Raw genomic sequence first — 20,549 nt, 5'->3', positions numbered from 1 at the left:
AGGAGCGGGTTTACCCGCGAAGCGCCGCGCGTGCGGCGCTCGATCTCCCCGTCAACACATTAACATCGCCGTACATCCTGCCCCCCCCTCACAATCCTGTGTGAACACCCGTACATCCCGCCCCCTCACAAACCTGTGTGAACACCCGTTCACCCAGCCCCCTCTCTCCCGTACACTGCGCGATTGCGACAGTGTTTGTCGCATTGCCGAAAGCCTTGTCAAAACTGGGTTTTGCGCTGTAACAAGTTGTCGCTTGGCCGCAAGGACAGGCGCGGATCAGTCCTTACAATCCCCCCATCGCTAGCCACTTCCAGGCCAGCGTTCCTCTTCAGGAGACTCAGATGTCCGTTGAGCAAGCCCCGGTGCAACGTGCCGATTTCGACCAGGTGATGGTCCCCAACTATTCTCCGGCGGCCTTCATTCCTGTGCGAGGCGAGGGTTCCCGCGTCTGGGACCAGTCGGGTCGCGAGTTGATCGACTTTGCCGGCGGCATCGCGGTCAATGCCCTGGGCCACTGCCACCCGGCACTGGTCAAGGCCCTGACTGAACAGGCCAACACCCTCTGGCACGTCTCCAACGTGTTCACCAACGAGCCGGCCCTGCGCCTGGCCCACAAGCTGGTGGACGCCACCTTTGCCGACCGCGCGTTCTTCTGCAACTCCGGCGCCGAGTCCAACGAGGCCGCTTTCAAGCTGGCCCGTCGTGTGGCTCATGACCGCTTCGGTCCGCAAAAGCACGAAATCATCGCCACCGTGAACAGCTTCCACGGTCGCACCCTGTTTACCGTCAGCGTGGGTGGCCAGCCGAAGTACTCCGATGGCTTTGGCCCGAAGATCACCGGTATCAGCCATGTGCCGTACAACGACCTGGAAGCGTTGAAGGCACAGATTTCCGACAAGACCTGCGCCGTGGTGATCGAGCCGATCCAGGGCGAGAGCGGCGTGGTGCCGGCCGACAAGGCCTACCTGGAAGGCGCGCGCAAGCTGTGTGACGAGCACAATGCGCTGCTGATCTTCGACGAAGTGCAGACTGGCGTGGGCCGTACCGGCTCGCTGTATGCCTACCAGCACTACGGCGTGACCCCGGACATTCTGACCAGTGCCAAGAGCCTGGGCGGCGGCTTCCCGATTGGCGCCATGCTGACCACCACCGAGCTGGCCAAGCACCTGGCCGTTGGCACCCACGGCACCACCTATGGCGGCAACCCGCTGGGCTGCGCCGTTGCCTGCGCGGTGCTGGATGTGGTCAATACTCCGGAAACCCTGGCCGGTATCAAGGCTAAGCACGAGCGCTTCAAAACCCGCCTGGAACAGATCGGCCAGCAGTACAACCTGTTCAGCCAGGTGCGTGGCGTTGGCTTGCTGCTGGGCTGTGTCTTGACCGAGGCCTGGCAAGGCAAGGCCAAGGACGTGCTCAATGCTGCCGAGAAAGAAGGCGTGATGGTGCTGCAGGCCGGCCCGGACGTGGTCCGCTTCGCGCCAAGCCTGGTGGTTGAAGACGCCGACATCGACGAAGGCCTGGACCGCTTCGAACGCGCTGTGGCCACACTGACCAAAGGCTGATTTGCCAGCGGTCCTTTCGCCGGTCCCGGCGCAGCCTCAACCCGAGGCTACGCCGGGCCGGCGATACCCGATTCCAGTGCAGGTGCCTGGGTGCCTGCCGTTTTTCCGTGCCGACGTGAATGGCCCGTATTCCAAAGGAGTGACACCATGCTGGTGATGCGCCCCGCGCAAATGGCTGATCTGAACGACGTGCAGCGCATGGCTGCAGACAGCCCCATTGGTGTCACCTCGCTGCCGGACGACACTGCTCGTCTGGGCGACAAGATTGCCGCCTCTGAGACATCCTTCGCCGCCGAGGTCAGCTTCAACGGTGAAGAGAGTTACTTTTTCGTGCTCGAAGACAGTGAAACAGGCAAGTTGGCCGGCTGCTCGGCCATCGTCGCTTCGGCCGGGTACTCCGAGCCGTTCTACAGTTTTCGTAACGAAACATTCGTGCACGCCTCACGCGAGCTGAAGATACACAACAAGATCCATGTGCTGTCGCTGTGCCACGATCTGACCGGCAACAGCCTGCTGACCAGTTTCTATGTGGCGCCGGAGTTGGTGAACAGTGGCTGGGCCGAGCTCAACTCGCGCGGCCGACTGCTGTTCATGGCTGCGCACCCGGAGCGCTTTGCCGATTCGGTGGTGACCGAAATCGTCGGCTTCAGCGACGATCAGGGTGAATCGCCGTTCTGGGATGCCATCGGCCGCAACTTCTTCGACCTCAACTATGCCGACGCCGAGCGCCTGTGCGGCCTGAAGAGCCGTACCTTTCTCGCCGAGCTGATGCCCCACTACCCGATCTACGTGCCGTTGTTGCCAGACCTGGCGCAGGAAGCCATGGGCCAGGTACATCCGCGAGCGCAGATCACCTTCGACATACTCATGCGCGAAGGCTTCGAGACCGAGCACTACATCGACATCTTCGACGGCGGCCCGACCCTGCATGCGCGCACCTCTGGCATCCGCTCGATCGCCCAGAGCCGGGTGGTGCCGGTGAAGATCGAAGAGGCCCCGGCCAAAGGCGGTCGCCCGTACCTGGTGTGCAACGGCCTGTTGCAGGACTACCGCGCGGTGTTGCTGGACCTGGACTGGGTGCCTGGCAAGCCGGTCAGCCTGAGCGTGGCAGCAGCCGACGCGCTGGGCGTGGGCGAGGGCGCCAGCGTGCGCCTGGTCGCGGTTTGAGGTCTGGCAACAGACGTTTCGGGATTGATGCGTTAGCAGAGTTTCGCGCCGGCCGATGCCGCCGCACAAGGAGATAGCATGATCGTTCGTCCTGTACGCAGCAGCGATTTGCCTGCGTTGATCGAATTGGCACGCAGCACCGGCACCACCGGGCTGACCACGCTGCCGGCCAACGAAGAGCGCCTGGGGCATCGCGTTGGTTGGGCGGAAAAAAGCTTTCGTGGCGAAGCCGAGCGTGGCGACACCGATTACCTGTTCGTGCTGGAAAACGACGAAGGTCTGGTGGTGGGCATCAGTGCCATCGCCGGCGCCGTCGGCCTGCGTGAGCCTTGGTACAACTACCGGGTCGGCCTGACTGTCAGCGCCTCGCAGGAGCTGAAGATCTACCGCGAAATCCCGACGCTGTTCCTGGCCAACGACCTGACCGGCAACTCCGAGCTGTGCTCGCTGTTCCTGCGTAGCGACTACCGCTCGGGCCTCAATGGCCGCCTGCTGTCGCGTGCGCGCATGCTGTTCATTGCCGAGTTCCCCGAGCTGTTCGGCAAGAAGATCATTGCCGAAATGCGCGGCATGTCTGACGAGCAGGGCCGTTCGCCGTTCTGGGAAAGCCTGGGCCGGCATTTTTTCAAGATGGAGTTCAGCCAGGCCGATTACCTCACTGGCGTGGGCAACAAGTCGTTCATCGCCGAACTGATGCCCAAGTTCCCGCTGTACACCTGCTTCCTGTCCGAAGCGGCGCGCAGTGTGATCGGCCGTGTGCACAAAGACACCGAGCCGGCGCTGGCCATGCTCAAGCAGGAAGGCTTCAACTACCAGGGCTACGTCGACATCTTCGATGCCGGCCCGGCCATCGAGTGTGACACTGCCAAGATCCGCGCCGTGCGCGAGAGCCAGACCCTGGTGCTGGCGGTAGGTACGCCAGGCGATGACGCGACCCCTTTCATCATCCACAACCGCAAGCGCGACGATTGCCGCATCACTGCTGCACCTGCACGGTTGGCCGCCGGCACCCTGGTGGTCGACCCGTTGACCGCCAAGCGCCTGCGCATGGGCGTCGGCGACAATGTCCGCGCGGTGCCGCTGTCGGCCAGCCGGGAGGCCCAGTAAATGACCACGCATTACATCGCAGGTAATTGGCAGGCCGGCCAGGGTGAAACCCTGCAGTCGCTCAACCCGGTGACCCAGGCCGTGATCTGGCAAGGGCAGGGCGCTGACGCCAGCCAGGTCGACACTGCCGTGCAGGCCGCGCGGCAGGCCTTTCCGGCCTGGGCGCAATTGAGCCTGGAGGCACGTATCGATGTGCTGGAGAAGTTTGCCGCGCAGCTGAAAGTGCATGCCGAAGCCATGGCCCAGTGCATTGGCGAGGAAACTGGGAAGCCGCTGTGGGAATCTGCGACTGAAGTCACCAGTATGATCAACAAGGTGGCGATTTCAGTACAGAGCTACCGCGAGCGCACCGGCGAAAAGAGTGGTCCGCTGGCCGATGCCACGGCTGTTCTGCGGCACAAGCCTCATGGCGTCGTGGCGGTGTTCGGCCCTTACAACTTCCCCGGGCACCTGCCCAATGGCCATATCGTGCCGGCGCTGCTGGCAGGCAACTGCGTGGTGTTCAAGCCCAGCGAGCTCACCCCCAAGGTCGCTGAGCTTACCGTCAACTGCTGGATTGCTGCCGGCCTGCCGGCGGGTGTGCTGAACCTGGTGCAGGGCGCACGTGAAACCGGTGTGGCGCTGGCCGCCAACCCAGGTATCGATGGCCTGTTCTTCACCGGCTCCAGCCGCACCGGCAACCTGCTGCATCAACAGTTCGCAGGCCGCCCAGACAAGATCCTGGCCCTGGAAATGGGGGGTAACAACCCGCTGGTGGTGGACGAGGTCAAGGACCTCGATGCGGCGGTGTATACCATTGTCCAGTCGGCGTTCATTTCCGCCGGCCAGCGTTGCACCTGCGCGCGGCGCCTGCTGGTGCCGCAAGGCGCCTGGGGTGATGCGCTGATCGCGCGCCTGGTCGAAGTGTGCAAAACCATCACGGTGGGGGCGTTCGATGAACAGCCGGCGCCTTTCATGGGGTCGGTGATTTCGCTGCAGGCGGCTCGGGCGCTGCTTGCCGCCCAGGTTGAACTGGCCGCCAAAGGTGGCGTGAAACTGCTGGAAATGACTCAGCCGCAGGCCGATGCCGCACTGCTGACCCCGGGCATTGTCGATGTCACCGCCGTGGCTGACCGCCCGGATGAAGAGTTTTTCGGCCCGCTGTTGCAGGTGATCCGCTACGCCGACTTCGATGCTGCCATCGATGAAGCCAATAACACCCAGTATGGCCTGGCCGCCGGCTTACTGTCTGATTCGCGGGCCCGCTACCAGTACTTCTGGTTGCGCAGTCGCGCTGGCATCGTCAACTGGAACAAGCAGCTGACGGGGGCTGCCAGCAGCGCGCCGTTCGGTGGTGTGGGTGCCAGTGGCAACCATCGCGCCAGCGCCTATTACGCGGCCGACTACTGCGCTTACCCCGTGGCTTCGCTGGAGACCGCCAGCCTTGCCTTGCCGGCGACCCTGACGCCGGGCGTCACCCTATAACAACAGGTCACGGAGCCTAGCCGATGAAATCCTATGAAGTGAATTTTGATGGCCTGGTGGGGCCTACCCACAACTATGGCGGCCTGTCTTACGGTAACGTGGCTTCGCAGAGCAACAGCCAGCAGGCGTCTAACCCGCGTGAGGCCGCGCGCCAGGGCCTGGCGAAGATGAAAGCGCTGGCCGACATGGGCTTCAAGCAGGGTGTTCTGGCGCCACAAGAGCGCCCGGACGTGGCGGCGCTGCGCCGCCTGGGGTTCAGTGGTAGCGATGCCGACGTTATCCAGCGCGCCGCCCGCGAGGCCATGCCGTTGCTGGTGGCCAGTTGCTCGGCCTCGAGCATGTGGGTGGCCAACGCCGCGACAGTCAGCCCGAGTGCCGACACTGCTGACGGTCGCGTGCACTTCACTGCCGCCAACCTCAACTGCAAATATCACCGCAGCATCGAACACCCGACCACCAGCCGCGTGCTGGGCGCCATGTTCAACAACGAGAAACACTTTGCCCACCACGCTGCGCTGCCTGCCGTGGCACAGTTCGGTGACGAGGGCGCGGCCAACCACACGCGCTTCTGCCGCGCCTATGGCGAGGCTGGCGTGGAATTTTTTGTCTACGGCCGCAGTGCCTTCGACAGCCGTTACCCCGCGCCACAGAAGTACCCGGCCCGACAAACCCTGGAGGCCTCGCAAGCTGTGGCCCGGCTGCACGGCCTGAGCGATGACGGTGTGGTCTACGCTCAACAGAACCCGGCGGTGATCGACCAGGGTGTGTTCCACAATGATGTGATTTCGGTGGGTAACGGCGAGGTGCTGTTCTACCACGAGGACGCGTTTCTCGAGACCGACGCGGTACTTGGGCAACTGCGAGCTAAACTGGCCAGCAAGGGTGGCAACTTCCAGGCCATCTGCGTGCCCAGGGCCGCGGTGGCGGTGGAGGACGCGGTGCGTTCCTACCTGTTCAACAGCCAGCTGCTCAGCCGCGACGATGGTTCCATGGTGTTGGTCGTGCCGGAAGAGTGCCGCAACAACGAGCGGGTCTGGGCCTATCTGGGCCAGCTGACCAGCCAGGGAGGCCCGGTGAAGGAGGTCAAGGTATTCGACCTCAAGCAAAGCATGCAAAACGGCGGCGGCCCGGCCTGCCTGCGTTTGCGCGTGGCTTTGAAAGAAGCGGAACTGGCAGCCGTCAACCAAGGCGTTATCATGACGGCCCCGCTGTATGACACGCTGCTGCAGTGGGTCGACAGGCACTACCGCGATCGCCTTGGCGAAGCAGACCTGGCTGACCCGCAACTGCTGGTGGAATGCCGTACGGCACTGGACGAATTGACCCAGATCCTGAAGTTGGGCTCGGTGTATCCGTTCCAACGCCAACCTTGAAGAGAGACTCTGTAATGACCGACGCCTTGCGCCTGATCCTTGAAGATGAAGACGGCACCCAGCTGGAAACTTCCTGCACCCGCTTTGCTGTGGTCTGGCAAGGCAAGGAAGTGTGGATTCAGCAGGATGGCCGTGGCCAGTTGCTGATCGGCGTGGATGTCGAGGAAGACGACACCGAGTATGCCAACTTGCTGCTGCGCCCGATGGCCACCAATCTGGTCAGCCTGCAGCTGGAAATGGAACCGGCAGAACTTGGCGAAGACGACGATCACGTTCATGGCCCTGACTGCGGTCACCACCACTAAGGAAGCACCTATGCTCGCCCTTGGCAAATTGCTTGAGCTGACCCTCACCGCTCACGAACCGGCTGAGAAGACCCAAGTGACACCCGGGGGCGCGCGTTTGCGATGGCTGGGGGAGGGCGCGCTCGAAGTGCGTCCGGCCGAAAGCGAAGATTGCGGGCTGGACTTGCTGTTGTCCGCCGGCATTCATGGCAACGAAACAGCGCCGATCGAATTGCTCGAACGGCTGCTGCACGGCGTGGCCAACGGCAAGATCAAACCCAGGGCACGGGTGCTGTTCCTGTTCGGCAACCCGGCGGCGATCCGCAAGGGCGAGCGCTTTATCGAACAGGACATCAACCGCTTGTTCAATGGTCGCCATGAGCTGTCCAGCGGGTTCGAAGCACTGCGTGCTGCCGAGCTTGAACAGTTCGCCCGGGTGTTCTTCAGCAAGCCGGGGCGCAACCGCCTGCATTACGACCTGCATACTGCCATCCGCGGTTCGAAGATCGAGCAATTCGCCTTGTACCCTTATAAAGAGGGGCGCAAGCACTCCCGTCGTGAGCTGGCGCGCCTGGCGGCGGCAGGTATGGAAGCGGTGCTGCTGCAAAGCAAGTCGTCCATCACCTTCAGTGCTTTCACCTACGAACAGCTTGAGGCTGAAGCTTTCACCCTGGAGTTGGGCAAGGCCCGCCCGTTCGGCCAGAACGAGCAGGTGAACCTCGACAAGCTCGAAGAGCGGCTGATCCGCATCATCGAGGCTACCGAGCCCGAAAACGAAAGTTCGCTGGATGGCCTGCAGCTGTTCAGTGTTTCCCGCGAAATCATCAAGCACAGCGACAGCTTCCACCTGCACCTGCCGGCGGACATCGAAAACTTCTCCGAGCTGAGCAAGGGTTACCTGCTGGCTGAAGACCTGGCCGAGATGCGCTGGGTAGTCGAGGAGGAGGGTGCGCGCATCATTTTCCCCAATCCCAAGGTCAGGAACGGCCTGCGCGCCGGCATTCTGATCGTGCCGGATTCGGGGCAGCGGCTGGGGTGAGAGCGGTGTCGCCTGTTTCGCGGGTGAACCCGCTCCTACGGGCACGGCGCCACATTAAGGCCTTGAACATACCTTGTAGGAGCGGGTTTACCCGCGAACCAGGCGACACAGTTTCGGATCCTATCCATGATGAAAACCTTTTAATTCACCGCCTGTTCCCTTTTCCCCTCCCTTAAGCGGTAATTGGCTTGCCAGTGGCGAAACACAGGATTTAGCATCCGGTCATGTCGTTTTCGTTTGCATAGCCCGAAAAACCGTCCAAACGATGGCTTCTATCGTATAAACACACTGCATCAAGACTGCAGGACCGATATAATGCGGCCCTTTGCCGTCGTTTCGTCGACGCGTTTGCCCAACAGGGCCGCCGTTTCCGTGGAAGAACCTATGAAAAGCGCAGAAATCCGTGAAGCCTTCCTTCGCTTCTTCGAAGAGCAGGGACATACCCGAGTCGCCTCCAGTTCGCTGATCCCGAACAACGACCCGACCCTGCTGTTCACCAACGCAGGCATGAACCAGTTCAAGGACTGCTTCCTCGGTGCGGAGAAGCGCGCCTACACGCGTGCTGTCAGTAGCCAGAAGTGCGTGCGTGCCGGTGGCAAGCACAACGACCTGGAAAACGTCGGTTACACCGCGCGTCACCACACCTTCTTCGAAATGCTGGGCAACTTCAGCTTCGGCGACTATTTCAAGCGCGATGCCATTACCTTCGCCTGGACCTTCCTGACGTCTGAGCAGTGGCTGAACCTGCCCAAGGAAAAGCTCTGGGTCACCGTCTACGCCACCGACGACGAAGCCTACGACATCTGGACCAAGGAAGTCGGCGTGCCGGCCGAGCGCATGGTGCGCATCGGCGATAACAAGGGCGCCCCGTACGCCTCCGACAACTTCTGGACCATGGGCGATACCGGCCCGTGCGGCCCATGCACCGAGATTTTCTACGATCACGGCCCGGATATCTGGGGTGGCCCACCTGGCTCGCCAGAAGAAGACGGTGACCGCTACATCGAGATCTGGAACAACGTCTTCATGCAGTTCAACCGTACAGCCGACGGTGTGTTGCACCCGCTGCCAGCGCCGTCGGTGGACACCGGCATGGGCCTGGAGCGCGTCAGCGCCGTGCTGCAGCACGTGCATTCGAACTACGAGATCGACCTGTTCCAGAACCTGCTGGCTGCCGCAGCCCAGGCCATCGGTTGCAGCAATGACGGCCAGGCCTCGCTGAAAGTGGTCGCCGACCACATCCGTTCGTGCGGCTTCCTGATTGCCGACGGCGTGCTGCCGTCCAACGAAGGCCGTGGCTACGTGCTGCGCCGCATCATTCGCCGCGCTTGCCGTCACGGCAACAAGCTGGGCGCCAAGGGCAGCTTCTTCTACCAGATCGTTGCCGCACTGGCCGCTGAAATGGGCGAAGCCTTCCCGGAGCTGAAGAGCCAGCAAGCGCACATCGAGCGCGTGCTCAAGGCCGAAGAAGAGCAGTTCGCCAAGACCCTGGAGCAGGGCCTGCGCATCCTCGAGCAAGACCTGGCCCAGCTGAAAGGCGACGTGGTACCGGGCGACGTGGTGTTCAAGCTGTACGACACCTATGGCTTCCCGATGGACCTGACTGCCGACATCGCCCGTGAGCGTGAACTGACTATCGACGAAGCCGGCTTCGAGCGTGAAATGGACGCCCAGCGTGAGCGTGCCCGTTCCGCCAGCGCCTTCGGCATGGATTACAACAGCCTGGTCAAGGTCGACAGCGCCACCGAGTTCCTCGGTTACGACACCACCGAGGGCCAGGGCAAGATCATCGCCCTGTACAAGGACGGCCAATCCGTTGACCAGCTGGGTGAAGGCGAGCAGGGCGTTGTGGTGCTCGACCGCACGCCGTTCTACGCCGAGTCCGGTGGCCAGGTTGGTGACAGCGGCTTCCTGCAGGCGGGTACTGCACGCTTCGACGTGCGTGATACCACCAAGACCGGCGGCGCCTTCCTGCATCACGGCGTGGTGGCCAGCGGTGCGCTGCTGATCGGTTCGCCCGCCGAAGCCAAGGTCGATGCCGACGTACAGCACGCCACCTCGTTGAATCACTCCGCCACCCACCTGCTGCACGAAGCATTGCGCCAGGTACTGGGCGAGCATGTACAGCAGAAGGGCTCGCTGGTCGACAGCCAGCGCCTGCGTTTCGACTTCAGCCACTTCGAAGCGGTGAAGCCGGAGCAGATCAAGCAGCTGGAAGACATCGTCAACCGCGAGATTCGCAAGAACACCCCGGTTGAAACCGAACTGACCGACATCGAAACTGCCAAGGCCAAAGGCGCAATGGCGCTGTTCGGCGAGAAATACGGCGACACCGTGCGTGTGCTGAGCATGGGCGGTGATTTTTCGGTGGAATTGTGCGGCGGTATCCACGCCAAGCGCACCGGTGACATCAGCCTGTTCAAGATCATCAGCGAAGGCGGCGTAGCCTCTGGCGTGCGCCGTATCGAAGCCGTAACCGGTGCCGCTGCGCTGGCTTACCTGAACGCTGCCGAAGAGCAGGTCAAGGAAGCCGCACAACTGGTCAAGGGTAACCGCGACAACCTGATCGACAAGCTGTCGGCTGTGCTTGAGCGCAACCGCCAGCTGGAGAAGCAGCTGGAACAGCTGCAGGCCAAGGCCGCCAGCGCCGCCGGGGACGATCTCTCCAACGCGGCCGTTGAGGTCAAGGGTGCCAAGGTCCTTGCCGCCCGCCTGGATGGGCAGGATGGCAAGGCCCTGCTGGCCCTGGTCGATCAGCTGAAGAACAAGCTCGGCCACGCAGTGATCCTGCTGGGCAGCGAGCATGAGGGCAAGGTTGTGCTGGTGGCCGGCGTGACCAAGGACCTCTCCAGCCAACTCAAGGCTGGCGATCTGATGAAACAAGCCGCTGCGGCGGTGGGTGGCAAGGGCGGCGGCCGTCCGGACATGGCCCAGGGTGGTGGCGTCGACGTCGCTGCCCTGGACCAGGCCCTGGCGCTGGCCGTGCCATTCGCAGAGCAGGGACTTTGAGATGAGGGGGTGGAGGGTCCAGTCGCCACACAGGCCACTCCCGTCCACCCCTTCATGTTGGATTGTTTTTTGGGGCCCTGTATGGGCTGAGGCACCATTGAAATGGCGTTGATCGTACAGAAATTTGGCGGCACCTCTGTCGGTTCCATCGAGCGGATCGAGCAGGTAGCCGAAAAGGTCAAGAAACACCGTGAAGCGGGCGACGACCTGGTGGTTGTGCTGTCGGCCATGAGCGGTGAAACCAATCGCCTGATCGACTTGGCCAAGCAGATCACCGATCAGCCGGTTCCTCGTGAACTGGACGTGATCGTGTCGACGGGTGAGCAGGTCACCATTGCCCTGCTGACCATGGCCTTGATCAAGCGTGGTGTGCCAGCGGTGTCCTACACCGGCAACCAGGTGCGTATTCTCACCGACAGCTCGCACAACAAGGCGCGCATTCTGCAAATCGACGACCAGAAGATTCGTGCCGACCTCAAGGAAGGTCGCGTGGTCGTGGTTGCAGGCTTCCAGGGTGTCGACGAGCACGGCAGCATCACTACCCTGGGTCGTGGTGGCTCTGATACCACCGGCGTGGCCCTGGCGGCAGCGCTGAAGGCTGATGAGTGCCAGATCTACACTGATGTCGATGGCGTCTACACCACCGATCCGCGCGTCGTGCCACAGGCTCGTCGCCTGGAGAAGATCACCTTCGAAGAGATGCTGGAAATGGCCAGCCTTGGTTCCAAGGTGCTGCAGATCCGTTCGGTGGAGTTCGCCGGCAAGTACAACGTTCCGCTGCGCGTGCTGCACAGCTTCAAGGAGGGTCCGGGTACCCTCATTACCATTGATGAAGAGGAATCCATGGAACAGCCGATCATTTCCGGTATCGCCTTCAACCGTGATGAAGCAAAGCTGACCATTCGCGGCGTGCCGGATACCCCGGGCGTGGCCTTCAAGATCCTCGGCCCGATCAGCGCTTCGAACATCGAAGTCGACATGATCGTGCAGAACGTTGCTCACGATAACACCACCGACTTCACCTTCACCGTGCACCGCAACGAGTACGAGAAGGCGCAGAGCGTGCTGGAAAACACTGCGCGCGAAATCGGTGCCCGTGAAGTGATCGGCGACACCAAGATCGCCAAGGTCTCGATCGTTGGTGTCGGCATGCGTTCGCACGCCGGTGTTGCCAGCTGCATGTTCGAAGCCCTGGCCAAGGAGAGCATCAACATCCAGATGATCTCCACTTCCGAGATCAAGGTTTCGGTGGTGCTCGAAGAGAAGTACCTGGAGCTGGCCGTGCGCGCGCTGCATACCGCGTTCGATCTGGATGCTCCTGCCCGACAGGGCGAGTAAGGCGCTGCCTGGAAGGGCGCGGCTTGCCGCGCCCTTCGCGTTTCTGCTCGCCGCGCAGGCCCTGTCCTGCCCTGTGCGGCGAGTAACCGGGGCCATGGTCGTCGTCCGCGACCCGGCCCGATATCCAAGACTGTTACCCCTGAATGTTTTGCGTAAGGAGAAAGCTATGTTGATTCTGACTCGTCGGTGCGCCGAGAGCCTGATCATTGGAGACGGCGAGATCACCGTGACGGTGCTTGGCGTCAAAGGCAACCAGGTGCGTATTGGCGTGAGCGCCCCGAAAGAAGTGGCAGTTCACCGCGAGGAAATCTACCTGCGGATCAAGAAGGAGAAGGATGAAGAGCCAAGCCTTTAATTTTTTTGAAGTTTTTTTCAAAAAAAGGGTTGCAAAGGTGAAAGAGGTTCTTTAATATTCGCCTCGTGTTGCGGTGAGGTGGCCGAGTGGCCGAAGGCGCTCCCCTGCTAAGGGAGTATACCTCATAAGGGTATCGGGGGTTCGAATCCCCCCTTCACCGCCATTATTTGCGTAGGGCGCTGTAAACGGTAGGAACGCTAAGTAGTTGTTTTATAACGAAAAGCTTCTTGCAAAAATGTTTCAGCGACCTATAATGCGCGGCAAGACACGGACTCATAGCTCAGCTGGATAGAGTACTCGGCTACGAACCGAGCGGTCGCAGGTTCGAATCCTGCTGAGTCCGCCACTTTTGAAGTGGCTTTGTTTGCAAGGCTGCTTCAATCAACCAGCGGTATCTGGTCTAAAACTGCCAATCGCGGACTCATAGCTCAGCTGGATAGAGTACTCGGCTACGAACCGAGCGGTCGCAGGTTCGAATCCTGCTGAGTCCGCCACTTTCTTGAAGTGGTTCTGCTTGCAAAGCCATTTCAGTCAACCAGCGGTAATCTGGTTTAAAACTGCCAATCGCGGACTCATAGCTCAGCTGGATAGAGTACTCGGCTACGAACCGAGCGGTCGCAGGTTCGAATCCTGCTGAGTCCGCCACTTTATTGAAGTGGTTCTGCTTGCAAAGCTACTTCAGTCAACCAGTGGTAATCTGGTCTAAAACTACCATCACGGACTCATAGCTCAGCTGGATAGAGTACTCGGCTACGAACCGAGCGGTCGCAGGTTCGAATCCTGCTGAGTCCGCCATACCCCATCAAAAAGCCCGCTCAATAGAGCGGGCTTTTTGTTTGTGCGCCAATGAATTCTTGAGCCTGTCGATCTACGCTCTTCTGTAATGATTGCGGTGTAGTCTTGAGCCGCTGAGCGGCCTCAAAAATCAAATGTGCTTTCTCATCCACAACAACCGTCGCACTGATAGCTTCGAGCGTTGTCCCAGCTTTATCACGCAAACGATTGTTCTGGCCAAAAATTTAAGCGATCTGACAGCTTTAGCAGTGTATGATTGCGCCCGTCAGCCCCGCCGGGGCTTGTGGAAAACCACCATGGACTTACCCAGTAGTTACTCGCTAACACGATTCATACAGAAAGATCTGACCGATTGATTCCCTCGGCGTGCTCCGCTGCTGGGAGTGGAGTTCGCCTATGACCGAAGTAGAAGTTAAAAAAGCGCAAGAAAGCCTGCAGGATCGCCTGGCCCAGGTGGTCGAACTGCTGCAGCGTCAGCGCATGGTCGAAGACCTGACCCATCGCCAGGAAGGCGCGCACAATGACCTGGTGGAAAACCTGGTCCACCGCCAGAACCTCGTCGAGCTGCAGCGCAAGCTCGATGACCTGCACCCCGCCGACATCGCCTACATCCTCGAAGCCTTGCCCCTGGAAGATCGCCTGACGGTCTGGCAGCTGGTGCGCTCGGAGCGCGATGGCGACATCCTGCTGGAAGTTTCCGATTCGGTTCGCCAATCGCTGATCGCCGACATGGACGATCACGAGCTGCTGGCTGCCGCCAAGGAGATGGACGCCGACGAACTGGCCGACCTCGCCCCAGAGCTGCCGCGTGACGTTGTTCACGAGCTGATGGAAACCCTCGATGCCCAGCAACGCGAGCGGGTGCGTTCGGCGCTGAGCTATGACGAGGAGCAGGTCGGTGCGCTGATGGACTTCGAGATGGTCACCATCCGCGAAGACGTCAGCCTGGAAGTGGTGCTGCGCTACCTGCGCCGCCTGAAAGAATTGCCGAACCACACCGACAAGTTGTTCGTGGTCGATTACGACGGCATCCTCAAGGGGGTATTGCCGATCAAGCGCCTGCTGGTCAACGACCCGGAGAAGAAGGTGGCGGAGGTCATGGCGACCGACCCTGTCTCCTTCCAGCCCGAGGAAGATGCCTACGATGCAGCGCAGGCTTTCGAGCGTTATGACCTGGTATCCGCCCCGGTGGTGGACAAGAGCGAACGCCTGATCGGCCGTCTGACCATCGACGAAATGGTTGACCTGATCCGTGAGGAAAGCGAGAGCGAAGTCCTCAACATGGCGGGTCTGCGTGAAGAGGAAGATATTTTCGCCTCGGTCTGGCGTTCGTTCCGCAACCGTTGGGCGTGGCTGGCCATCAACCTGATTACCGCGTTCGTTGCTTCGCGAGTGATCGGGTTGTTCGAAGGTTCGATTGAAAAGCTGGTGGCGTTGGCTGCGTTGATGCCGATCGTTGCGGGTATTGGTGGCAACTCTGGTAACCAGACCATCACCATGATCGTCCGCGCCATGGCCCTGGACCAAGTGTCGCCAGGCAATACCAGCCGCTTGATGCGCAAGGAATTGGCGGTGTCGCTGATCAACGGCCTGGTTTGGGGCGGAGTGATTGGTGCGGTGGCTTTCTGGCTGTATGGCAGCTGGTCGCTGGGGGTGGTGATGACTGCAGCGATGACCTTGAACTTGTTGTTGGCAGCGCTGATGGGCGTGCTGATCCCGATGACATTGGCCCGCCTGGGGCGCGACCCTGCGATGGGGGCGAGCGTGATGATCACTGCTGTGACCGACAGCGGTGGTTTCTTCATCTTCCTGGGGCTGGCGACGCTGTTCCTGTTGTAAGCCGGTCCTCCCTGTGGGAGCGTCCCACAGGGAAATGCCTTTGCTGCCAATCAGTCATCCACAAAAAAGCCAGCTTACGCTGGCTTTTTTGTGTTCGCTGCAGGCCTCAGGAAGCGTCTGCGGCCATTTCCACATCGTGAGCGATGAGGGCGACCAGGGCGTTCTGCTGGCGGTGGGACAGTTGGCGGAAACGCTGCAGCAACTCGCGCTCATGCAGGGACAGCTCGGGGCTGTCCAGGCGCATGCTCAGTTCATCACCCAGCGCACCTTCCTGGATAAGGCTCTGCTCCAGGCGTGCAATGATCTCGGAGTTCATGCTGCGGTGGTGGTTGCGCGCTACCTCGGCAATGCGCTCACGCATTCCGTCAGGCAGGCGGACGACGAACTTGTCAGCAGTGCGGCTCGAATAAATAGCCTGTTTCATTGGGCGCATATAAATTGACCAGAGTTTGGTTCAGGGGAAGCGGTTCTCAAATTGGCCGCACGGGATGGAAGTACGACCGTGGCGACGACAAAATGTTCAACCGCCAGTGAAAAATGGATGCTCATCTTGCCTCATGGTCGCCGTTTGCTTGGCGTCAATTATGTGACAAATAGTGAGCCGGATAAAGGCTTTATGCCAGTACCAATTATCAGAAATGAGCACTGGTTTGAAAAGTTTTACATGCTCTGGCTAGCCTGGCCGTCAGTCTTTTGCCGTCAATAATCGGTAAAACGCAGAAAAATGCCCAGAAAAGCCCTAGAATGCGCCGGTTCTCTCCATAGAGCATAGTGGCTATGCAACATGACGCAAGCGACCGCCGATCAGGGACGGGCCGGTTGATATTTCTGGTTGGGCCGTCGGGTTCCGGGAAAGACTCCCTGATCGACGCTTCGCGTGAGCAACTGGCCCTCGCCGGGGTAGAAATTGCCCGCCGGGTCATCACCCGTTCGGCCGAAGCCAAAGGCGAAGCTGCCCAAGGGGTCACGCCTGAGCAGTTTGATACCTTGCGTGCGCAGGGTGCGTTTGCCATGCACTGGCGGGCCAATGGCCTGGACTATGGCATACCCCGGCAGGTGGACCAGTGGTTGGCGGCGGGGAGGGCAGTGCTGGTGAATGGCTCGCGGGCTTATCTGCCAGAAGCCCGTCAGCGCTACCCGGATTTGTTGGCCGTGTTGGTCGAGGTCAAGCCTGAGGTGCTGCGCCAGCGCTTGCTGGCCCGGGGCCGGGAAACTGCAGAAGAAGTGGAGCAGCGCCTGGCGCGCAGCGCACGCTTGCAAGCTGCAGCCGACCCATCGGTACATGTGCTGGATAATTCTTCCACACTGGAGGCGGCGGTCGCCGCATTTGTTTCGCTGCTTCGCTATCAGGGCGTGCTACCACGGGGATAGCAGCGGCAGAAAAGGATTACGCGAAAAAGCCCAGTTCAGGCATGACAAACGCCAGCATGCTGGTTAACATGCTGGCCATCCCGCTGTGCAGCGCTCGCTGCCGGTCGTAGCGTCTCAGTAGCTCAATTGGATAGAGCATCCCCCTCCTAAGGGGAAGGTTGCAGGTTCAATTCCTGCCTGGGACGCCATTCTCGTCATTCCCATTATTGTCTCCGTTGCCTTTGTCGCCGTCGTGCTGCTGTTGACAGCACCTGCGCTTGGCCAGCGCTGTCATGCATCACGTCCGTGGGCTAACGCCGCGCTTGGGGCCAGCCGCTGACGCATCAGGAAGTACCCCGCCACCACCAGCAGTACCGTCAGCACCGTGAACCAGAATTGGAAACGCGATGCCGGGTCGAACGCCTGGGTGCCGATGACTGCCAGCAAGGCGAACAGCGCAATGATATTGGTGTAGGGGAACAGCCAGGCACGGAAGGCGTTTGGGGCGACCGCTTCGTGGCGGGTTTTCCTGCGCATCGCCACGTGGGCGATGATGATGAAGATCCATACGACCATGACCAGGCTGCCGGTACTCTTGGCCAAGGTCATGAACAGGTCGCCGCCACTGACAAAGTGCACGGTCAGGATCATCGTGCAGATCGACAGGCTCAGCAGCAGTGCATTGATCGGTACGCCCTTGGCACTGGTGCGTGAGAACAGCTTGGGCGCGTGACCGCGCTGGCTCAGCGAGAACAGCATGCGCGAGTTGGAGAACATGAACGAGTTCATCACCGACATGAACGAGACGAACAGCACCAGTTTCATGGCCACTGCAGCACCACCGAACCCGGCCAGGCTGAACAGCGAAACATAGGGCGAGGCCAGGTTGGCCTTGTCGGTCCAGGGCAGGCAAAGGATCAGGATCGACACAGAGCCTACGTAGAACAGCATCACCCGCAGGATCACGCTCTTGATCGCACGGATCACGTTCTGTCGCGGGTTCTCTGACTCACCCGCGGCCACAGCGGCAATTTCGCTGCCGCCCAGGGAGAAAATCACCACGATAACGCCGGCCATCACCGGTGACAGGCCGTTGGGCATGAAGCCGTCATGGGCGGTGAGGTTGATCAGGCCGGGGGCGGGAATCTCACTGTGCAGGCCGAGCAGGATCGAGACGCCCAGCAGCATGAAGATGAGGATGGTGGCGACCTTCATCGCGGCGAGCCAATACTCGACTTCGGCAAACGAACGCACCGAGTAGGCGTTGCTGGCCATGAGTGTCACCAGCATCAGGAAGGCACCTGCCCAGATCGGTAGCCAGGGCAGGAAGTCATGCAGGATGGCGCCCAGCAGTACCGCTTCCAGGGTGATGGTCATCATCGACTTGAACCAGTACAGCCAGCCGACCGCAAACCCTGCCCAGTCACCGAGGTAGGTGTTGGCGTAGGTCGAGAACGACCCTGCATCCGGGTTGCGGCAGGCCATTTCGCCCAGCATGAACATGACCAGGGTGACCACCAGGCCACCAATGAAATACGACAGTATGGCCGCGGGCCCTGCCGATGCGATCAGTGAGCCCGAGCCCATGAACAGCCCTGCACCGATCACCCCACCCAGCGCGATCATGGTGATATGCCGCTGCTTGAGGCTTTGCTTCAAACCGTGTGATTGCATTTCCTTGTCCTCTCTTATTTTAGGAGGGATCCGACATCGTCCCCCTACGCAGGCATCGTCATGCGCCTGCGTCCACGCGTGGCAAATAGCTACCAGCCTGCCACCCTGGACAATAAGGCCAAGGACCTCAAACGAATTCTCTGCACAACATCCTGCCGATTTTTCCTGAGACCGGTCATGGCGCCGGCAGCGTTGCAGTTGACGAAGCCATGCACCACCTGAACATCGACGCCACCGCACGCCTTCAAACCGCTCAGGCTGGGGCGCCTTGGACGAACCGCGGCGCTCTCCTTACCGGCCGCTGGCATTCCCTCACACCGGGCTTGCCGCTTGTTGCTCTTCATCCACGCCGCCGTCCACCTTGGCGACCTGCTCTTGCGCTTTCTCCTCGATCTTGCGCTTGATGTCTTCTTTCATGCGCTGGGCGATCAACTCGTCGACCTTTGCTTTCATTTCGGGCGGCAGGGCGTCGTACTCTTCTTCGGTCAAGCCTGTTTCACGCAGCAGTTTTTCCTTGATCATCTCGCCGGGCGACTTGGACATGAAGTCTTGAAATTCCTGCCGGGCAGTCTTGGGCGGCAGGGGTTCTCCGATGACCGGCTCGGTGGTCGCAGAGCTTGTACGGGTCACCCACATGGGTTACACAAAAGTTCACTCACATAGGTGACAACACCTGGAGTGTTACATAACCATCAGTGGCATCCCGCACATCGACTCTACCAAGGATGATGGGACCGAAAATAACATCCCAAATGCCATCTCCGACTTGCTCCAGCCCAATGGTCTGGTGCTTGAGCACGTAACCTACGTAGATCCTCAGGCCACGGCGGTTAATGATGCCGCAGCTATCCGCCGGTAAACTCTCGACATGGCTGGGGTAGGTCATCTCAGGAAGTTTTTCAGGGAATGGGCGTGGTGAGGGCTGGTAGCAAGACGCCGGTGTTTTCTGTTTCAGTGCTTCATGCAAGCGCTCGTAATTGTAGTGTTGTCGAAAGCGATCAAAATGCCGCTGTTGAGCTTCCCAGGCCACTGCCGGCGGTGATGGCAGCGTGCTTTTGAGTGTCCGATGCATGCGTTCGTGGCGGCCATTTTGCTCAGGCCTTCCAGGTGCAATGCGCTCAGGAATGATGCCTAGACGCAGCCACCAGATGGACAGCTGAGAAAGTCCTGCACGTCCTTTACTGGCAAACGGCACACCGTTATCGGTACGAATACGCTCAGGCAGGCCATTTTCCCGAAACACCTGGGTGAAAACGGCCTGCGTTTCCAGAAGGTTGGTATTAGGCATGCTGTGGCAGGCGAGCAGGAAGCGGCTGGCGTGATCCATGATCGTTAGTGGATAGCACCAGACGCCTGCGCCTGTCAGAAATTGGCCCTTGTAGTCAGCACTGAACAGCTGGTTAGGCGACTCTGCCTTCTCCAGTGGCTTGGGGTAGACCGCTACACGCTGACGTAAACGGCGTGGGTTGACCAACTCGGCCTTCTTGAGGATGTTGTAAATCGCTGTCTTAGAAGGCGGCGCCTGATCAGGGAAGCGCTCCTGCAGCGCAGCCTGGATCTTTTTCGGACCAGGTTCCGTTTCGCCTCGACTGCGCAGTTCGATGATGGCTTCGCGAACTGCAGCGGGGACGACCCAGTTCTGCGTCAACCGGCGGCGGCTGCGTTCTTCCAGCCCCGAAGGCCCCTCTTTCTCATATCGCTCGACCCATTTGTAGCCGGTCTTACGGCTGATCTCGTAGGCCTGGCACAGGGCGCTGAAGCTGGGCGGCCCTTGCAGGTAATCCGCGATGAAAAGCATTTTCAGGTCCATAGGTTTCAGCTCTCGCCAAGGCATGGTCAGATCCTCGAAAACCGACCTTGCCAGTTAAAGACTGTTACCTATGTGCGTGAACTGATTTGTAACCTATGTGGGTGAGTCATACCGAGCTCAGGTTTTGCAGTATCACCTTGAATTTGGCAAAGGCTTCTGCACGAGCATCCTCTGCGTTTTGCTGAGCGGTGCTGCCTCCATTCTGCTGTTGGCTCGCCGTGTTGGCGGTGGATATTGGCGTGCGGACCGGTGCAATCTGGGCCACTGCCTGCTCATCGCTGGTGGACCGAGGCTGATGGAGCGTGGGCTGCCAGCTGACGCCGTTAGGGGCGATTATCATGTTTCCTCCTTGGAAATCTCGTTGGCAGGTACCAAGCGCAAAA

Annotated in this window: 17 protein-coding genes, 6 tRNA genes and 2 pseudogenes; 19 read left to right on the top strand and 6 right to left on the bottom strand. The window is 60.3% G+C overall.

Going from position 1 to position 20,549, the window contains the following annotated elements:
* Window positions 1-341 precede the first annotated feature (341 nt).
* From AA098_RS20210 to AA098_RS20140, 15 genes are all read left to right on the top strand, one after another.
* Window positions 342-1,562, top strand: coding sequence for an aspartate aminotransferase family protein (locus AA098_RS20210; protein WP_003254516.1), 1,221 nt, complete (start codon window positions 342-344; stop codon window positions 1,560-1,562).
* A 147-nt stretch (window positions 1,563-1,709) separates the two neighbouring features.
* Complete coding sequence (aruF, locus tag AA098_RS20205; RefSeq protein WP_003254515.1) at window positions 1,710-2,729, top strand: arginine/ornithine succinyltransferase subunit alpha; 1,020 nt, start codon at window positions 1,710-1,712, stop codon at window positions 2,727-2,729.
* A gap of 78 nt (window positions 2,730-2,807) precedes the next feature.
* On the top strand, window positions 2,808-3,836 hold the full coding sequence (gene astA / locus AA098_RS20200) for an arginine N-succinyltransferase (RefSeq protein ID WP_003254513.1): 1,029 nt from the start codon (window positions 2,808-2,810) through the stop codon (window positions 3,834-3,836).
* On the top strand, window positions 3,837-5,300 hold the full coding sequence (astD, locus tag AA098_RS20195) for a succinylglutamate-semialdehyde dehydrogenase (RefSeq protein WP_003254512.1): 1,464 nt from the start codon (window positions 3,837-3,839) through the stop codon (window positions 5,298-5,300).
* A 23-nt stretch (window positions 5,301-5,323) separates the two neighbouring features.
* On the top strand, window positions 5,324-6,673 hold the full coding sequence (gene astB, locus AA098_RS20190) for an N-succinylarginine dihydrolase (RefSeq protein WP_003254510.1): 1,350 nt from the start codon (window positions 5,324-5,326) through the stop codon (window positions 6,671-6,673).
* Between the two features lie 14 nt (window positions 6,674-6,687).
* Window positions 6,688-6,978, top strand: a complete 291-nt coding sequence (locus AA098_RS20185; protein WP_003254508.1) for a topoisomerase II — start codon at window positions 6,688-6,690, stop codon at window positions 6,976-6,978.
* Between the two features lie 10 nt (window positions 6,979-6,988).
* On the top strand, window positions 6,989-7,996 hold the full coding sequence (gene astE, locus AA098_RS20180) for a succinylglutamate desuccinylase (protein ID WP_003254507.1): 1,008 nt from the start codon (window positions 6,989-6,991) through the stop codon (window positions 7,994-7,996).
* A 384-nt stretch (window positions 7,997-8,380) separates the two neighbouring features.
* Window positions 8,381-11,005, top strand: a complete 2,625-nt coding sequence (gene alaS / locus AA098_RS20175) for an alanine--tRNA ligase (RefSeq protein WP_064614952.1) — start codon at window positions 8,381-8,383, stop codon at window positions 11,003-11,005.
* 102 nt (window positions 11,006-11,107) lie between these two features.
* Window positions 11,108-12,343 carry an aspartate kinase gene (locus tag AA098_RS20170; RefSeq protein ID WP_003254504.1) on the top strand — a complete coding sequence of 412 codons (1,236 nt, stop codon included), beginning with the start codon at window positions 11,108-11,110 and terminating at the stop codon, window positions 12,341-12,343.
* 166 nt (window positions 12,344-12,509) lie between these two features.
* A complete protein-coding gene (gene csrA / locus AA098_RS20165) occupies window positions 12,510-12,698 on the top strand; it encodes a carbon storage regulator CsrA (protein ID WP_003254503.1) in 189 nt (62 codons plus the stop codon).
* A gap of 72 nt (window positions 12,699-12,770) precedes the next feature.
* Window positions 12,771-12,861: transfer RNA gene (locus AA098_RS20160), tRNA-Ser, on the top strand.
* Window positions 12,862-12,967: 106 nt separating this feature from the next.
* Window positions 12,968-13,044: transfer RNA gene (locus tag AA098_RS20155), tRNA-Arg, on the top strand.
* 71 nt (window positions 13,045-13,115) lie between these two features.
* Window positions 13,116-13,192 (top strand) — tRNA-Arg (locus tag AA098_RS20150).
* Between the two features lie 74 nt (window positions 13,193-13,266).
* A tRNA-Arg gene (locus AA098_RS20145) sits at window positions 13,267-13,343 on the top strand.
* Window positions 13,344-13,416: 73 nt separating this feature from the next.
* Window positions 13,417-13,493, top strand: a tRNA-Arg gene (locus tag AA098_RS20140).
* Window positions 13,494-13,513: 20 nt separating this feature from the next.
* Here AA098_RS20140 and AA098_RS29300 read toward each other — a convergent pair.
* Complete coding sequence (locus AA098_RS29300; protein ID WP_127644222.1) at window positions 13,514-13,696, bottom strand: hypothetical protein; 183 nt, start codon at window positions 13,694-13,696, stop codon at window positions 13,514-13,516.
* A gap of 193 nt (window positions 13,697-13,889) precedes the next feature.
* Between AA098_RS29300 and mgtE the strand changes: the two genes are divergently transcribed.
* Window positions 13,890-15,332 carry a magnesium transporter gene (mgtE, locus tag AA098_RS20135; protein ID WP_003254500.1) on the top strand — a complete coding sequence of 481 codons (1,443 nt, stop codon included), beginning with the start codon at window positions 13,890-13,892 and terminating at the stop codon, window positions 15,330-15,332.
* A gap of 106 nt (window positions 15,333-15,438) precedes the next feature.
* On the opposite strand, the gene AA098_RS20130 is transcribed toward mgtE, so the two are convergent.
* Window positions 15,439-15,765 (bottom strand): Arc family DNA-binding protein, encoded by a 327-nt coding sequence (locus tag AA098_RS20130; RefSeq protein ID WP_003254499.1) that lies wholly within the window; start codon window positions 15,763-15,765, stop codon window positions 15,439-15,441.
* A gap of 69 nt (window positions 15,766-15,834) precedes the next feature.
* Between AA098_RS20130 and AA098_RS29295 the strand changes: the two genes are divergently transcribed.
* From AA098_RS29295 to AA098_RS20120, 3 genes are all read left to right on the top strand, one after another.
* On the top strand, window positions 15,835-16,038 hold the full coding sequence (locus AA098_RS29295; protein ID WP_014755754.1) for a hypothetical protein: 204 nt from the start codon (window positions 15,835-15,837) through the stop codon (window positions 16,036-16,038).
* Window positions 16,039-16,109: 71 nt separating this feature from the next.
* Window positions 16,110-16,703 carry a phosphonate metabolism protein/1,5-bisphosphokinase (PRPP-forming) PhnN gene (phnN, locus tag AA098_RS20125; RefSeq protein ID WP_033727153.1) on the top strand — a complete coding sequence of 198 codons (594 nt, stop codon included), beginning with the start codon at window positions 16,110-16,112 and terminating at the stop codon, window positions 16,701-16,703.
* 111 nt (window positions 16,704-16,814) lie between these two features.
* A tRNA-Arg gene (locus AA098_RS20120) sits at window positions 16,815-16,891 on the top strand.
* Window positions 16,892-16,973: 82 nt separating this feature from the next.
* Here AA098_RS20120 and AA098_RS20115 read toward each other — a convergent pair.
* From AA098_RS20115 to AA098_RS20100, 4 genes and pseudogenes are all read right to left on the bottom strand, one after another.
* Window positions 16,974-18,356 carry an amino acid permease gene (locus AA098_RS20115; RefSeq protein WP_003254493.1) on the bottom strand — a complete coding sequence of 461 codons (1,383 nt, stop codon included), beginning with the start codon at window positions 18,354-18,356 and terminating at the stop codon, window positions 16,974-16,976.
* 312 nt (window positions 18,357-18,668) lie between these two features.
* A pseudogene (locus AA098_RS20110) lies at window positions 18,669-18,971 on the bottom strand (hypothetical protein); the annotation flags it as partial.
* Window positions 18,972-19,011: 40 nt separating this feature from the next.
* The gene (locus tag AA098_RS20105) at window positions 19,012-20,190 is read right to left on the bottom strand and encodes an integrase core domain-containing protein (RefSeq protein ID WP_064614054.1); all 1,179 of its coding nucleotides are present in this window, start codon (window positions 20,188-20,190) and stop codon (window positions 19,012-19,014) included.
* A gap of 88 nt (window positions 20,191-20,278) precedes the next feature.
* A pseudogene (locus AA098_RS20100) lies at window positions 20,279-20,506 on the bottom strand (hypothetical protein); the annotation flags it as partial.
* Window positions 20,507-20,549: the final 43 nt, after the last annotated feature.

This window comes from Pseudomonas sp. JY-Q (assembly GCF_001655295.1).
Lineage (GTDB): Bacteria > Pseudomonadota > Gammaproteobacteria > Pseudomonadales > Pseudomonadaceae > Aquipseudomonas > Aquipseudomonas alloputida.
The sequence above is the reverse complement of the archived record's forward strand: the minus strand, read 5'-3'. Positions and strand labels throughout refer to the sequence as shown.